11 protein-coding genes and 1 riboswitch are annotated in these 15,057 nt (G+C 73.5%); of the genes, 1 reads left to right on the top strand and 10 read right to left on the bottom strand.

The features are described 5' to 3' along the window. Positions 1 to 27: 27 nt before the first annotated feature. From ACF059_RS11595 to ACF059_RS11580, 4 genes are all read right to left on the bottom strand, one after another. Positions 28 to 2,010, bottom strand: coding sequence for an ATP-binding protein (locus ACF059_RS11595; protein WP_392054745.1), 1,983 nt, complete (start codon positions 2,008 to 2,010; stop codon positions 28 to 30). A 322-nt stretch (positions 2,011 to 2,332) separates the two neighbouring features. After that, entirely contained in the window at positions 2,333 to 3,535 is a 1,203-nt protein-coding gene (locus ACF059_RS11590) for an MBL fold metallo-hydrolase (protein WP_392054742.1), read from the bottom strand. 153 nt (positions 3,536 to 3,688) lie between these two features. After that, positions 3,689 to 4,474, bottom strand: coding sequence for an SGNH/GDSL hydrolase family protein (locus ACF059_RS11585; protein ID WP_392054739.1), 786 nt, complete (start codon positions 4,472 to 4,474; stop codon positions 3,689 to 3,691). Positions 4,475 to 4,635: 161 nt separating this feature from the next. Beyond that, positions 4,636 to 5,598, bottom strand: a complete 963-nt coding sequence (locus ACF059_RS11580; protein ID WP_392054736.1) for a peptidoglycan DD-metalloendopeptidase family protein — start codon at positions 5,596 to 5,598, stop codon at positions 4,636 to 4,638. Between the two features lie 5 nt (positions 5,599 to 5,603). Further along, positions 5,604 to 5,810: riboswitch (cyclic di-AMP (ydaO/yuaA leader) on the bottom strand. Positions 5,811 to 6,115: 305 nt separating this feature from the next. Between ACF059_RS11580 and ACF059_RS11575 the strand changes: the two genes are divergently transcribed. Then, on the top strand, positions 6,116 to 6,907 hold the full coding sequence (locus ACF059_RS11575) for a tyrosine-protein phosphatase (protein ID WP_392054733.1): 792 nt from the start codon (positions 6,116 to 6,118) through the stop codon (positions 6,905 to 6,907). 27 nt (positions 6,908 to 6,934) lie between these two features. Here ACF059_RS11575 and ACF059_RS11570 read toward each other — a convergent pair whose 3' ends face one another. The 6 genes from ACF059_RS11570 to hpnE form a co-directional block, all read right to left on the bottom strand. Beyond that, complete coding sequence (locus tag ACF059_RS11570) at positions 6,935 to 8,338, bottom strand: aspartate aminotransferase family protein (RefSeq protein ID WP_392054730.1); 1,404 nt, start codon at positions 8,336 to 8,338, stop codon at positions 6,935 to 6,937. Further along, the gene (gene hpnH / locus ACF059_RS11565) at positions 8,335 to 9,366 is read right to left on the bottom strand and encodes an adenosyl-hopene transferase HpnH (protein ID WP_366863965.1); all 1,032 of its coding nucleotides are present in this window, start codon (positions 9,364 to 9,366) and stop codon (positions 8,335 to 8,337) included. The genes ACF059_RS11570 and hpnH overlap by 4 nt, the downstream gene beginning before the upstream one ends. Positions 9,367 to 9,371: 5 nt before the next feature. Then, positions 9,372 to 10,040: a 1-hydroxy-2-methyl-2-butenyl 4-diphosphate reductase gene (locus tag ACF059_RS11560; RefSeq protein WP_392054727.1), complete on the bottom strand. Its 669-nt coding sequence runs from the start codon at positions 10,038 to 10,040 to the stop codon at positions 9,372 to 9,374. Beyond that, positions 10,040 to 12,121 (bottom strand): squalene--hopene cyclase, encoded by a 2,082-nt coding sequence (gene shc / locus ACF059_RS11555; RefSeq protein ID WP_392056622.1) that lies wholly within the window; start codon positions 12,119 to 12,121, stop codon positions 10,040 to 10,042. The genes ACF059_RS11560 and shc overlap by 1 nt, the downstream gene beginning before the upstream one ends. A gap of 348 nt (positions 12,122 to 12,469) precedes the next feature. Continuing rightward, positions 12,470 to 13,621 carry a polyprenyl synthetase family protein gene (locus ACF059_RS11550; RefSeq protein WP_366863967.1) on the bottom strand — a complete coding sequence of 384 codons (1,152 nt, stop codon included), beginning with the start codon at positions 13,619 to 13,621 and terminating at the stop codon, positions 12,470 to 12,472. Next, positions 13,618 to 14,997, bottom strand: coding sequence for a hydroxysqualene dehydroxylase HpnE (gene hpnE / locus ACF059_RS11545; protein ID WP_392054724.1), 1,380 nt, complete (start codon positions 14,995 to 14,997; stop codon positions 13,618 to 13,620). The genes ACF059_RS11550 and hpnE overlap by 4 nt, the downstream gene beginning before the upstream one ends. Positions 14,998 to 15,057: the final 60 nt, after the last annotated feature.

The raw sequence follows: 15,057 nt of genomic DNA, 5'->3' as shown, positions 1-15,057 counted from the left end.
GCTCCTTGCTGGGGTGAGGGGTCGGGGTCATGCCTGGTCCTCCGACTGGGCGAGGCCGAAGCCGCGCTGGAAGGCGGCCATGAGGCCGGGGTCGTGTACGGGCTGCTCGCCGTGATCGGCCACCCGCGGCGGGGCGGGGGCCTCGCGCAGCTGGGGCGCCAGGTGCTGCTGGGCCTGTCGCCGCGGCAAGGTCGGCCGGTCGCCCGCGGTGCGAGCGGCGGGCACGTGCGGTTCCGCCGCCGCGGGCCCGGCGGTGGGCGGGGCCGACTCCCCGGCCCGGGGCGCGGGCACCGCCCAGGCCGCCCCACCGGGCACCCGTCCGGCGGGCGCGACGCCGAGCCCCGTCGGCACCACGGCCCCGGGCCTCGGCTGCTCCGCCCGCTCCGGCTGCTCGGACGCCGGCCAGGACGTGGCCGCGGAACGGGCCCCCGCTGCGGACGCAGCCGAAGCCGGGGCTGGGGCCATTTCGGGAGCCGCCGGGGCCGAAGGCAGGGCCGGGGCCGAAGCCGGCCCCGTCTCCGGGGCCCAAGCCGAGACCGAGGCCCTGTCCGGAGCCTGCTCCCGTGCCGAAGCCGAAGCCGGGCCCGTGTCCGGGGCCCAAGCCGAGACCGAGGCCGTGCCCGGAGCCTGCTCCCGAGCCGAGGCGGAAGCCGGGCCCGTGCCGGGGGCCGTAGCCCCGGCCCTGGCCCCGGCCCTGGCCCCGGCCCTGGCCCCGGCCCTGGCCCCGGCCGGAGTGGTCTCCCCGGCCCGTGGCGGGGCTCCCGCAGGGCGGCCCGGATCCGGTACGGGCGCGGGCGCGGGTACTCGTACGGGCTCCAGCGGCGGCGCCGCGGCCTGCCCCGTCCCCCAGGACGTGGCCCGCGAGCCTCCCGCCGCGTCGGCCGCGCTCGGCGCCTGCGCGCCCAGCAGCTCCTGCGGCAGCACCAGCACCGCGAGCACGCCGCCGTAGATGTTGGACTTCAGCTCGACGGCGATCCCGTGCCGGCGGGCCAGCGCCGACACCACGTACAGGCCGATCCGCCCGTCCGCGAGCAGTTGGCGGACGCTGACCTGGTCGGGGTCGCGGAGCAGGGCGTTCATCCGGTGCTGCTCCTCGGCCGGCATGCCCAGCCCCCGGTCCTCCACCTCGACCGCGATGCCCGCGGTGACCCGCTCGGCGCGCAGCACCACATCGGTGTCGGGAGCGGAGAACACCGTGGCGTTCTCGACCAGTTCGGCGAGGAGGTGCACCACGTCGGCGACCGCGTGCCCGCGCACGCTGCCCCCGGCCGGCGGGACGACCTTGACGCGCGTGTACTGCTCGACCTCCGCGACCGAGGAGCGGAGCACCTCGCTCAGGTCGATCGGCCGGGTCCACTGGCGGCGGGAGGCGGCGCCGCCCAGCACGGCCAGGTTCTCGGCGTGGCGGCGGATGCGGGTGGCGAGGTGGTCGACGTGGAAGAGCTCCTTGAGCAGGTCCGGGTCCTCGACCGTGTCCTCCAACTCGTCCAGCAGCGAGATCTCGCGGTGCACGAGGGACTGCAACCGCCGCGCGAGGTTGACGAAGACCTCGACCTTGCGCTCGCTGTCGGACGGCGCGGGCGGTCCGGCCAGCCGCACGAGGGTCTCGTGGGCCTGCTCCCGGGCTCCGCGCAACTCCTGGGAGAGCAGCCAGAACTCGTCCACCCCGGCCGGATCGCCGCCCACCGCGGGCCCGGTCGGCCCGCCGCGCACCGGACGCGGCGCGGCCTCGCCGCGTTCCAGCCGGTCGGCGGCGGTACGCAGCTCCTGGCGGCCGCGCACGCTGGAGCGGCGCAGCGCCTCGCACCGGTCCCGGACGGCCTTGGCGGAGCGCTGGGCTCCGAGCAGGGCGGCCGCGAGCGCGCCGGCCACGAGCAGGGCGCAGCCGGTCAGCACCGGCCACAGCCGGGCGTCGCGGTCGCCGGCTCCGCCGCCGAGCTGGAGCGTGAAGATCACCGCGGCCGCGCCGCTGAGCGCGGCGGCGAGCGTGGGCAGTACGGCCGCGCGCACCAACTGAGGCCGTATCTGCCGGCCCGGACCGGTGACTGCGTGTCTCGACGGGGCGTGGCGGGCGGCGCGGAGTCCGGACATCGGCGTCCTCGGTACGTGGGGCCCGGCCCCCAGCGTTCCCGGGGCCCGGTGTTGATCACCGGATACCCACGCTAGACCCCGATCTCCCGCCCGATGCCGCCAGTTGGGGAACTTCGCGGGGGTGCTTCCCGCTCCCGGTGGAGCGCTCGTACAGCCGCCCGAAATGCGCCGGTCCGCTCCCCGCGCAAGCCGGGACCGGCCCGCAGGGCTACGGGACCGGCCCCGGCTCGCGCGCCGAAAACTAGGAGCCCACGGCCTCCGGCTCCTCGCGGACCACCGGATCCGCCGCGTCCGCCACGACCGCGCGGGCGGGCGGCTCGGCGGGCAGCGGCAGGCCGGCCGCCGCGAAGGGGCGCCACCAGGGGCTCGCCGGGGCGTCGGCCGCGCCCGGCTCGAACGGCTGGCCCGGGATCGGCAGTGCGACGGCCGCGCCCGCGCCCTGCGCAGCGGCCAGCGTTCCCTCGCCCGGTTCCTCCCACGGGTGCAGGGCCAGGTTGAAGGTGCCCCAGTGGATCGGCAGCATCGTGCCGTGCGGGGCGCCGCCCTGGAGGTCGAGGTGGGCGCGCATGCCCTCCTCGGGGGTCATGTGGATGTCGGGCCAGTACTCCGAGTACGCGCCGATCTGGATCATCGTGGCGTCGAAGGGCCCGTGCTCGGCGCCGATCTCCTTGAAGCCGGGGAAGTAGCCGGTGTCACCGCTGTGGTAGATCCGGTGCTCGTCGCCCGCGACGACCCAGGAGGCCCACAGGGTGTGCTGCTGGTTGCGCAGGCCGCGTCCGCAGAAGTGCCGGGCGGGGGTCGCCGTGAGCGTGAGCCCGGCGATCTCGGTGCTCTCGTTCCAGTCCAGCTCGCGCAGCCGGTCGGCCGGGACGCCCCAGCGCTCCAGGTGCGCGCCGACTCCCAGCGGGACGGCGAAGACCGTGTCCGTACCGGCCAGGTCCTTGATCGTGGGCAGGTCGAGGTGGTCGTAGTGGTCGTGCGAGATGACGACGACGTCGACCTTCCCCAGCGAGGCCAGCGGGACCGGTACCGGGTGCAGCCGCTTGGGTCCGGCGAAGGGGAAGGGGGAGCACCGCTCTCCCCACACCGGGTCGAACAGCACCCGGCGCCCGTCGATCTCGGCGAGGACGCTGGAGTGCCCCATCCAGGTCAGCCGCAGACCGCCGGCGGGCGGCTTGGCCAGCTCCGCGAGGGTCGTCGGGTACACGGGGATCGGCGCGGCGGGTCCGCGCAGCGCCCGCTGCTCCCGGTGGAAGTAGTTCTTGGCGAACTCGGTCATCGACCCCGAGGGTCTGTTCCGGGCGCCGAGCGGGTTCTGGAAGACGCCGTCGGCGAAGTTCGGCGAACGACGGATCCGCTCGAGCCGGGCGCCGGACGGGTCCGCGCCGAAGGCTTCGGGCCGCAGGGCGCGCAGCCGCGGACGCAGGGGACGGGAGCCGGTCAAAGCGCCTCCTGGGAGGGGTGGGTCGAGGTGGTCGTCGCTCTACGACCATCCCAACGCACACCGGCCCCGAAGGATTCCGCTTGTGGCCCCCGCCCTCCCCCTTCCCCGCCCGTCCCCCTTGCCGGCCCGGCCCCCTCGCCAGGCCGTCGTCGCTTACAGCGGCAGCAGGTCCGGACGCTTCGCCGCCACGTGGTCCCCGGAGGACTCCCCGCGCAGCCGTCGCCCGATCCACGGCACGAGGTGGTCCCGCGCCCACTGGATGTTGTCCCGCGTCACGTCCACCGAGCCGCGCGGCCGCTGCGGCGGCCACGGCTGGTCCGGGTCGGTCGGCACGTCCAGCCCGAGCACCTGCCCGGCCCGCAGTGCGACCCGTGTGTGCCCCTCGGGCGACAGGTGCAGCCGGTCGGTGTCCCAGGCCCGCCGGTCCTGTACGGACCTCAGCGACCAGAGGTCCAGGACCGGGCAGTCGTAGCGGTCGGCGATGGCCCGCACGTGGGCGCTGTACGTCGCCACCTTGCCGCGGAGGTGCTTGAGCACCGGCACCCCGCGGGTGTCGAAGCCAGTGGTGATCATGACCTGGCCGACGGCCCCCGCGAGGTCGGCCACGGCCGCCTCGAACCGCTCCGCCACGTCGTCCGGGTCGCTGCCGGGCCGGATGATGTCGTTGCCGCCCGCGCAGAAGGTGACCAGATCGGGCGCCAGGGCCTTGGCCCTCGGGACCTGGTCGGCCACGATCTGGTCGAGGAGCTTTCCGCGCACCGCGAGATTCGCATACCGGAAGTCGTGCTCTTCGCGCTGGTCGGCCAGGAGCACGGCGAGCCGGTCCGCCCAGCCGAGAAATGAATCCCCGGGTCCCGGGTCCCCCACGCCCTCGGTGAAGCTGTCCCCGATCGCCGCGTACGAGCCGATGGTCTTGAGTTTCGTCGTCGTCGCTGCCACGGGTCCATCCTTCACTCCCGCTACCAACCTACGCCAACGTAATGAGGGGTTGACGGGCCGTGATCTATACCACCCGGGGGTTAAGGAATAGGTACACACGAGGCCGGGACCCCCCTCGGGTCCCGGCCTCCTGTGCGTCCGTGCCGCGGTGGCGGCTGCCGTCAGAGGCTGGCGCCCTTCGAGCGGAGGTAGGCGATGGGGTCGATGTCGGAGCCGTAGGAGGGGCCCGTACGGATCTCGAAGTGGAGGTGGGGGCCGGTCGAATTGCCGGTGGAGCCCGAGAGGCCGATGCTCTGGCCCGCCGTGACGCTCTGGCCGGCCGTGACGGAGAGCTGGGAAAGGTGGCCGTACTGGGAGTAGTTGCCGTCGGCGTGGCGGATGATGACCTCGTTGCCGTACGCGCCGGCCCAGCCCGCGGAGACCACGGTGCCCGCGCCGACCGCCTTGACGGTGGTGCCGGAGCTCGCGATGAAGTCCACGCCGGTGTGGTAGCCGGAGGACCACATGCTGCCCGCGACCTTGTACTGGGTGGAGATCCCGCCGCTCACCGGCGCCACGAAGGAGGAGGCGGACTGCGGCTGCGCGGCCGGCGCCTCGGGGGCGGTCTCCTGCTGCGCCGGGGCGGGCTTGGCGGCCCGCTCGGGAGCGGGCTTCGACACCGGCTTGGTGGCCGGCTTCGACGCGGGCTTCGCGGGGGCCTTCGGGGCGGGGGCGGCCGCGGCCGCGTCGCCCGCACCGCCGAGGTGAAGCTTCAGGCCCGGGTGGATCAGCGACGGGTCGCTGCCGACCGCCTCACGGTTGTCGGCGTAGAGCTGCTCCCAGCCGCCCGGCAGGTGGCGCTCGGCGGCGATCACGGAGAGGCAGTCGCCCGGGACGACCGTGTACACGCCCGGCGCGGCGGCCGCGGCCTGCGGCGAGACCGGAACCTGCGGTGCCGCGACGGGCGCCCCTGCGGTCACGGCGGTGACGGCGGTCGTCGTGGCGGCGGCCGGAGCGCCGGCGGCCTGAGCACCGGCGGCGCCCATCAGCGGCAGCGCGAGAGCCGCGCCACCGGTGCCGGCGACGGCGAAACCGCGCGATATCGAGAGGGACTTGGGACGGCGGTGCTTACCCTTTGCAGGCATGGCGCATTTCCTCTCCGGTGCCTGCGAGGTGAGCTGTCGGGTTCGGACTGGAGATGTCCGGCCGCACATGAACGGACCATGTACGGCTTCACCCCAAGCCGTCCCGGGTCCGAAGATCCGGGACAGCGGCTTACCTGGTTCCCCCGCTCCTGCCGCGCGTGAATAGTCGGGTGCGGTTTCCGGGCGGCGGCAGGATTCGGCGATCCACCCGGATCGGTCGCGAACGTAATCCCAAAGGGCCACGCGGAACAAGCCATGAATTCCCTGACGGAATAACAGGGATGAGGGACCGCCGGAATTCCGGTCACCCTCCGTCCATTCCGCCCCGCCAACAACCGCTCCGACGCGGTCATTCGGCTTTAGCGATCAGGCACTCACGGTCACCGTATGATCTGGCTCACGGGGACGCGGCCGATCTCGCCTCCGCTGATGGCAAGTTATCGCCAAGTAGTGTAATTCGGACAGAGCACCCCAGCCGGCGAGCATCCAGTCGGCGCGACGAAGCGGAGGAGTTCCCTTGACCCAGCAGATACAGGAGCCGGAGTTGTCCGGAGTGCGCAATTTCCGCGATGTGGGCGGATTGCCGACCTCCGACGGGCGAAGGGTCAAGGCGGGGCGACTGTTCCGAAGTGGACATCTCGCCCATGCCACGGAAACCGATACAGAATTCCTCGGCTCGCTCGGACTCCACACCGTCTTCGACTTCCGCAACAACGCCGACCACGCGCTGGAGGGCCCGGACGTGGACCTGCCGGGGGTGCGGAACGTCAACATCCCGCTCTCGGATCCGGCCGACGGCCGCGAGTTCTGGAAGATGGTCCGCGACGGCGACCTCGACCAGCTCCGCGCGGTCCTCGGCGACGGGCAGGCCGCGGCGCGGATGACCCAGTCGTACCGCGTGATGATCAAGCACCGGACCGCCGAGCACAGCCGCGTCCTGCACGCCCTCGCCGAGGACAGCGTCCCGGCCCTCATGCACTGCGCCGCCGGCAAGGACCGGGCGGGCCTGTCGATCGCCGTCACCCTGCTCGCACTGCGCGTCGAGCGCGAGGCGATCGTCGCGGACTACCTGGAGTCGAACGCCCCGCACCGCCGCTACCGGGTCCGGCGCGGCGACGGGTCCTCCGGGTCCCGCTCCCCCGAGGTGATGGAGCTGCTGGCCCCGCTCTTCGACGCCCGCGCCGAGTACCTGCTCGCGGCCTTCGAGACCATCGACGAGGCCTGGGGCGGTGTGGACCGCTACCTGTCGCAGGGCCTCGGGCTCACGCCCGAGACCCTGGACCGCCTCCGCGAGCAGCTGCTCGACTGATCTGATGATCTGCGCTCAAGCAGGCGGTCAGCGGTTGGCGACCGCCTGCTTCACGAGCGTCCTGCCGAAGTCCCACATCAGCCCGGACCCGCCGTGCGCCTCGTCCATCACCTCACGGAAGGCGCCGACGAACCGGTCGACGTCCTGCTCGTCCACGATCAGGGGCGGAATCAGCTTGATCACCTCCAACTGGTCCCCGGAGACCTGGGTGAGGATGCGGTGCTTCTGGAGCAGCGGCACGACGACCATCTGCGCGAACAGCCCCTTGCGTGCCGCTTGGAGCATCGTCCAGCGGCTGCGGAGCCCCAGCGAGGACGGCCGGCCGAATTCGATGCCGATCATCAGGCCGCGTCCGCGCACCTCGTGCAGCAGCTCGTACTCGTCCACGAGCGCCGCCAGCCGCCCGCGCAGGAGGTCGCCCATGGCCCTGGAGTGGGCGACGATCTCCTCGTCCTCCATGACCGACAGCACGGCCAGCCCGGCCGCCATCGCCTGCGCGTTGGAGCCGAAGCTCGCGGAGTGCACGAGCACCCGGTCCATGGACGAGTAGACCTTCTTGAAGATCCAGTCCTTGCCCAGGGTCGCACCGACGGGCACGTAGCCGCCCGACAGCGCCTTGGCGACGCAGACCAGGTCCGGCTCCACGCCCGGCTCGTGCTGGTAGGCGTAGAAGTCGCCGGTACGTCCGAGGCCGGTCTGCACCTCGTCCGCGATCAGCAGTGCCTTGTGCCGGTGCAGCAGCTCCTGCGCGGCGAGCAGGAATCCGGGCGGGGCCGCGAGGACGCCCTTGCCCTGGACGGGCTCGACGATCAGGGCGGCCACGTCCCCCCGCTTCAGCTCCCGTTCCAGGGCGGCCAGATCGCCCAGCGCGATCCCGGTGTCGGGGAGCAGCGGCGCGAAGCCGTCCCGGAACCCGCCCTCGCCGTTGACCGAGAGCGAGCCGGTGGTGAGCCCGTGGAAGGCGTGGTCGCAGTAGAGGATCCGTGGCCGGCCGGTGGCGTACCGGGCGAACTTCAGGGCCGTCTCCACCGCCTCGGTGCCGCTGTTGCCGAAGAAGACCCGGTCCAGGTGCGGGCTGTACGAGAGCAGCTTCTCGGCCAGCAGCCCGGGCAGCGGCTGGCAGTCGAAGCGGGTGAGGTCGGCGAGCTGGGCGTCCAGGACGTCGTGCAGGGCCCGGCGGACGACCGGGTGGTGGCGGCCCAGGCCCATCACGCCGAAGCCGGCGAGCATGTCGAGGTAGTCGTTGCCCTCTGCGTCCCAGAAGTGGGCGCCCTGGGCCCGCTCGTAGACCTTGTCGAAGCCGATCGTGTGGAGCATCCGGGGCAGTTGGTGGTTGAGGTGCCGCGCGTGCAGCTCGTACCGTTCCGCGCCGCGCTCGGCGAGCAGCGCGGCCAGGTCGAAGCCCTTGCCCCCTCCCGGCGCGGCTGTCATGCCTTCTTTTCCCGGTTGCCGCCGATCGTCTCCCGGGCCGCCCGCAGGGATTCCTTGAGGGAGCCCATGGTGGCGAGGACGGCGGTGGGCTCGTAGCCGCAGTGCGCCATGCAGTTGGCGCAGCGCGGGTCCTTTCCGCGGCCGTACTTGCTCCAGTCGGTGTCGTTGATCAGTTCCCGGTACGTCGGCACGTAGCCGTCGCTCATCAGGTAGCAGGGGCGCTGCCAGCCGAAGAGGGAGTAATTCGGAATGGCCCAGGCCGTGCAGGGGAAATCGGCCTTGCCTTCCAGGAAGTCCAGGAAGAGCGGGGAGTGGTTGAGCCGCCACCGGCGCCGATTGCCGCCCGCGAAGGCCTTCCTGAAAAGATCACGGGTCTGTTCGACGCCCAGGAAGTGTTCCTGGTCGGGTGCCTTTTCGTAGGCGTAGGCCGGCGAGATCATCATCTCGTCCACCTGGAGGTCGTCATTGAGGTAGTTGAGCACCTCGATGATCGTCTGCGGGGTGTCGGTGTTGAAGAAGGTGGAGTTCGTGGTCACCCGGAATCCGCGCCGCTTCGCCTCCTTGATGGCCGCGACCGCCTCGTCGAAGACGCCTTCCTTGGCGACCGACTCGTCGTGCCGTTCGCGCAGGCCGTCGATGTGCACGGCGAAGGCGAAATAGGGGGAAGGGGTGAACTTCTCGATCTTCTTGCGCAGCAGCATCGCGTTGGTGCACAGGAAGACGTACTTCCGCTTCGCCACCAGCTGCCGGACGATCTCGTGGATCTGCGGGTGCATCAGGGGCTCGCCGCCCGCGATGGACACCATGGGCGCACCGGACTCCAGTACGGCACCGACCGCCTGGGCGACCGGCATGCGCTGCTTGAGCACCCCGGCCGGGTGCTGGATCTTCCCGCACCCCTCACAGGCCAGGTTGCACGCGTAGAGCGGTTCCAGCTCGACGATCAGCGGGAACTTCTCGCGCTTGCGGAGCTTTTGTTCGAGAAGATACGTCCCGACCCTGATGGTCTGGCGCAGCGGCATGGCCATCTGGCTCACCTCCTGGGGAGCAGCAAAGAACGGTGCCAGTCATAAAACGCGGGCAGTACGGCACGCAGGACACGGAAGGCCGATATTCCCCCGCGCACCGTGCCGATACGGACGAGCTCGTGCTCCGGAGCGTCCACGATCACCCGGACGGCCGCAACCGGACGGCTGCCGCCCCGCGTCGCGGTCCGCAGGGTGGCCACGGACTCCATGTCGACCGCGATGGCTCCGGTGGCGCGCAGCTGCGCGCGCTCCTGGCCGCGGACGACGTGGTCGGATCCGGTCAGGGCGCCGCGGTGCACGGTCCGGCCGGGTGCGGCCCGGGCCAGTGCCTCGGCGAGCAGGGCGGTTCCGGTGCAGCCGACGGCCCCCTCCCGGTCGCGGGCCTCCTCGGCGACGACCAGGTCGCCGGGGTGCATGCCGGGGACCAGCCCGGCGCAGAATCCGGTGGCGAGGACGGCGGCCCGTTCCATGCCCGGCGCCTCCAGCGCGCGGCCGACGGCCCGCTCGGCCGCGCGCGGGCCCATCCCGGTCCGCAGCAGGGCGTACGCCTGCGGGGCGCCCCGTCCGGCGCCGCGCAGCGCGAGGCGCTCGATCCGCAGGGCGCAGGCGACCAGTAACGGGTCGGGGTTCTGTTCCGGCGCCGCCCGGGCCCGGTCCCCCCTGGCGGCGGACATCACGCTCCCCCGGCGGCGGTGAACGGTTCCCCGTACAGGTAGCGGCCGAGCGCGGTCAGCGGGAACACCTGCCGGTACAGGTGGTAGTTGATGGAGAAGTCCCAGGGGAACCCGGTGCCCGTGAAGTACGGCTCGTCCCAGGAACCGTCCTCCTGCTGCGTTTCCACCAGATACGCGATGCCCCGCTCGACGGCCGCTCCCTCCCGCTCCCCGGCTGACAGCAGGGCCATCAGCGCCCACGCGGTCTGCGAGGCGGTGGAGGCGCCCTTCCCCGCCCAGGACGGGTCCTTGTAGGAGCGCTGGTCCTCGCCCCAGCCGCCGTCCTCGTTCTGTACGGATTCCAGCCAGCGCACGGCACGCCGGATCGCGGGATGCCCGGGGGCCAGGCCGGCGGCGGTGAGCGCCGGTACCACCGACCCGGTGCCGTAGACGTAGTTGGTGCCCCAGCGCCCGAACCAGGCGCCGCACGGCTCCTGTTCGGCGAGCAGCCAGGCGATTCCGCGCCGGGTGCGGGCGTCGCCCGCCCGGCCCTCGAAGGCGAGCATCTCCACCACGTGGGCGGTGACGTCGGCGGAGGGCGGGTCGATGACCTCGCCGAAGTCGCAGAAGGGCAGCTTGTTCGGCAGGGGGCTGGTGTTGTCGGCGTCGAAGGCGCCCCAGGCCCCGTTCTTCGACTGCATGCCGAGGTTCCAGGACACCCCGCGGGCGATGGCCGCCTCCACGCGGACCGGGTCGGGGTGCCTGATCCGGCGCAGGGCGAGGACGACCTCGGCCGTGTCGTCGATGTCGGGGTAGGTGTCGTTGTGGAACTCGAACGCCCACCCGCCGGGGGCGAGCCCGGGCCGGCGCACCGCCCAGTCCCCGCTGCGCTGGATCTCCTCGCCGAGCATCCAGTCGGCGGCCTTGACCAGCGCCGGGTGGTCGGGGCGCAGGCCCGCGTCGGCCAGGGCGATGGCGGCCAGGCAGGTGTCCCAGACCGGGGACTGGCAGGCCTCGATCATCCGGGCGCCGTCCTCGCGCCACACCGCGAACCGGTCCAGGGACTCCAGTCCGGCGCGCATCACCGGGTGCCGCAGGTCGTAGCCGAGCAGGTGCAGGGCGATGATGGAGTACACGGCGGGCGGCTGGATCCCGCCCCAGCAGCCGTCGTTCTCCTGGCGTTCGACGATCCAGCGGGCGGCGGTGGCCATCGCCGCCTTGCGCAGCCGGCGCGGGGCGAACCGCCGGTAGACGTGGAGGGCCTTGTCCATCCGCTGGAAGGCCCCGTCCCAGGTGGTCAGCGGGGCCGGCCGCCGGGCCGGGTACGGCGTGCGCGCGTCGGCGTGCAGCTCGTCCAGGGCGAAGGGGGCGGGGCGGACGGGGCGCAGGGCGGACACGACGGTGAGCGGGACGATGGTCTGGCGGGCCCAGCAGCCGAAGTCGTAGATGTTCAGGGGCACCCAGGGCGGCAGGAACACCAGCTCGGGCGGGATCTCGGGCAGGTGGTCCCAGCTCCACCAGCCGAAGAGGGCCAGCCAGATCCGGGTGAAGACGCGGGCGGCGGCGATGCCGCCGTGGGCGCGGATCCAGGCCGAGGCGCGGGACATGTGCGGGGCGTCGGGGCGGTCGCCCGCGAGGCGCAGCGCCACGTACGCCTCGATGGTGGCGGACAGTTCGGGCGGCCCGCCGTGGAAGGTGGCCCAGGTGCCGTCCTCGCGCTGTTCGCCGCGGATGAAGAGGGCGGCGGCGCGGGTGGTGGCCTCGTCCCGGATGCCGAGGAACTGCCGCAGCAGCAGGTCCTCGGCGTCCATGGTGACGTTGGTCTCCAGGGTGCCCTTCCACCAGCCCTCGGGGTCCTGGCGCTCCAGCAGGTGCCGCGTGGCGCGCGCGGCGGCCTCCTGGACCCGGTCCGGCCCGTGGCCGCGCGGGGCTCCGGGCAGGTCCGCGGTGGCCCGCTCCGCGCCGGGTCCGCGCTCGTCGGGCGGGCCGGACTCCCGGACGGGTCCGGGGCGTCCGTCGTGCCGGAGTCGTCCCGCCGGGGGCTCGGCCCTGCCGGTCCCGGCAGGGGCGGGCGAGGCCGGGGATCCCGGCTCCGCGGTCAGGTCGGCCGCCGGACGGGCCGCCCGCGCCGCTGCCGCGCCGCCGGGCGGGGCCGCGAGGCCGTACTCGGCCACCGGGGCCTGCCGGGCCGCGAAGCCGGGGCCGGAGCCCACCGCCGGGGCCGGGCCCGGGTGGGCACCGCGGCGTGAGGGACCGGGCGGCGGAACGCCCGGGGTGGATTCGCTGCCAGCGCCAGCGCCATCCGCGCTGCCGTCGGTCGTCGCTGTCATGGCTTCCCCTTAGAACAGTGGCCTGTGCTGTGCTGGGGTCTGCCGTCGGCCGGTGCGCGCCGCTCTCAGGCGGCGGCGCCGGCCGGCGACTCGCGAGTCATATCCGCTGTCGGGTGGCGGTCACCTCTTGCGCACGACGACGAAGTCGGCGAGGGCCACGAGCTGGTCGCGCACGCGCTGCGGCATGTCGACGCCGTCCAGGGCCCTGATCGCGATCGCGTGCTGGCGCCGTGCCTCGTCGGCGGTCCACTGGCGGCCGCCGGCCGCCTCGATGAGCGCCGCCCGGGCGGCGAACTCCTCCTCCGAGAAGTTCTCGAAGTCGCTGCTCTTGGCGTCGGCCGCGAGGAGCTCTCCGAGCTGCTCGGAGGCCTCCCCGCCGGCCGCGAGCGCGGCGACGACCGGCAGTGACTTCTTGCGCTGGCGCAGGTCGCTCCAGGTCTGCTTGCCGGTGGCCTCCGGGTCGCCCCAGATGCCGAGCAGGTCGTCGACGGCCTGGAAGGCGAGGCCGAGGTGGTAGCCGTACTCCTCCAGCTTGTCGGCCGTACGGTCGTCCGCGCCGCCGAGCACCGCGCCGATGGAGACCGCGCAGGCGAGCAGCGCGCCCGTCTTGTTGCCCTCCATCTCCAGGCACTCCTCGACGCTGACGCGCTCGCGGTGCTCGTAGGAGATGTCCTGGGCCTGTCCGTCGATGAGCTTGCGGCTGGCCGTGGTCAGCCGGCGCGTCGCGCGTCCGGCCTCCACGGTGCCGAGCTCCAGCAGGACCTCGTTGGCGAGGGCGAAGAGGGCGTCGCCGACGAGGATCGCGAGGGCCGGTCCGTGCACCTTCCACACCGTGTCGCGGTGGCGGCGCTGCTCGTCGCCGTCCATCAGGTCGTCGTGGAGCAGCGAGAAGTTGTGGACGAGCTCGACCGCGACGGCGCCCGGGATGCCGACCTCGGCGGCGGCGCCGGCGGCTTCGGCGGAGAGCAGCGCGAGGGCGGGGCGCACGGCCTTGCCGCCGTCGCCGTCGGCGATGTTGCCCTGGGCGTCGATCCAGCCGAAGTGGTAGGCGGCGACGGTGTCCATGGGCGAGGCGAGGCGGTCGACAGCGGCGCGCAGGGCGGGGGTCGACAGCGTGCGGCCGCGTTCCAGGAGGGCGATCGTGTCCGCCTTCTCCACGCCCGCTCCGGCGGTGCCCACACCGGCATCCGAGTTCTCGACAGCCGGATTCCCCGGGTTCACTGGCTCTCCTCTTGTTCCTGTACGTGCTGCGGTCGTGCTGATGGTCGTCATGCCGCCTCCTGCAGAGGGTGGACGCGGGGGCGGCCGAGCGCGGCGAGTGCGGCGTGCGCCGCGCTCAGTCCGCTCCGGACGGCGCTCTCCATGGTCGCGGGCCAACCGGTGGCAGTCCACGCACCGGCCAAGTAGAGCCCCGGCGTGTCGGTCCGCGCGCCGGGGCGCAGCCGGCCGACGCCGGGGGTGGGGGCGAAGGTGGCCGTCCGCTCCCGGGTGACGAAGAAGTCCCGTGCCTTGGCGCCGCGCGCCGCGGGCAGCAGCCGCTCCAGCTCGGGCAGGTACTTGGCGCGCAGGACCGAGACGGGCTCGTCGATGTCGTCCTGGGCGACGGACTGGGACAGCGCCAGGTACTGGCCGCCGTCGGGCAGTCCGGAGGAGTCGGTGCGGTCGAACACCCATTGCACCGGGGAGCCGAGGGCGGCGAAGAAGGGCTGCTTGAGCACCTTGCGGTCGTAGACGACGTGGACGTTGAGGATCGGCGCGGTGCCGATGTCGAGGAGCTTGTCGGGGTCGGCCAGCGCCCCGGCCGGCAGCAGTCCGTGCGCCTCGCGCTGCGGCACGGCGAGGACGACGGTGCCCGCCTCCAGGCTCTCGTCCTCGGTGTCCACCCGCCAGGCGCCTTCGGGGGTGCGGGTCAGGGACGTGACGCGGGTGCGCAGTTCGGTGCGCACGCCGGCCGCGTCGAGGGCCTTGCGGGCGAGGGTGTCGTGCAGGTCGCCCAGCGGGACGCGGGCCCAGCCGATGTCGGCGGCGCCGTTCTCGGAGAGCAGCCCGGTCTTGAAGACCATGGCGGCCAGGCCCAGCGAGGACTGCTCGGCGGTGGCGTTGAGGGTGGCGACGCCGACGAGGTCCCACAGGGCCTCGATGGTACGGGCGGACTGGCCGTAGCGGCCGAGCCAGGTCGCGAAGTCCACGCCGTCCAGCGCCGGGTCGGCGGGGTCCAGGCGGCGCAGCGCGAGGGCGGCGCGGCCGACGCTCGCGCGCTCGGCGAGGGAGAGGTGCGGGTAGCGGGCCAGCGACCCGGCCAGGTGCAGGGGCACGGGCAGAGCGCTGCGCCGCAGCCGGCCCAGGCGCGGGCCGCCGGGGTGGGCGACGTCGAGCACGGGTACGTCGAGCCGGTCCTGGAGCGGGGCGAGGGCGGCGCCGTCGACGCGGTCGAGGAACCACCGGTAGGCGGTGCAGCACCGCAGGTAGACGTGCTGGCCGTTGTCGACGGTGAGGTCGCCGCGCTTGAAGGAGAAGGCGAGCCCGCCGAGCCGGGGGCGGCCCTCCAGCAGGGTGACGCGCAGCCCCGCGTCGGCGAGTTCGAGGGCGGTGGTGACTCCGGCGAGGCCGCCGCCCACGACGACGGCGTGCTGGTCGCTGCCGGTCATGCGCCCTCCCCCGTGATGCGGCCGCCGTCCGGGCCGGCCCCGGCGCGTGCGGTGCGTGCG

Origin of the sequence: Streptomyces sp. NPDC016562 (assembly GCF_043076955.1) — a bacterium.
Taxonomy (GTDB): domain Bacteria; phylum Actinomycetota; class Actinomycetes; order Streptomycetales; family Streptomycetaceae; genus Streptomyces.
This window is presented reverse-complemented; position numbering and strand designations above follow the sequence as displayed.

Bases quoted from the DNA above. Each gene is read 5' to 3' on its own strand.
- ACF059_RS11580 (WP_392054736.1), bottom strand. From the start codon at position 5,598: ATGCCTGCAAAGGGTAAGCACCGCCGTCCCAAGTCCCTCTCGATATCG.
- ACF059_RS11570 (WP_392054730.1), bottom strand. From the start codon at position 8,338: ATGACAGCCGCGCCGGGAGGGGGCAAGGGCTTCGACCTGGCCGCGCTG.
- hpnH (WP_366863965.1), bottom strand. From the start codon at position 9,366: ATGGCCATGCCGCTGCGCCAGACCATCAGGGTCGGGACGTATCTTCTC.
- ACF059_RS11560 (WP_392054727.1), bottom strand. From the start codon at position 10,040: ATGTCCGCCGCCAGGGGGGACCGGGCCCGGGCGGCGCCGGAACAGAAC.
- ACF059_RS11550 (WP_366863967.1), bottom strand. From the start codon at position 13,621: ATGACGACCATCAGCACGACCGCAGCACGTACAGGAACAAGAGGAGAG.
- hpnE (WP_392054724.1), bottom strand. From the start codon at position 14,997: ATGACCGGCAGCGACCAGCACGCCGTCGTCGTGGGCGGCGGCCTCGCC.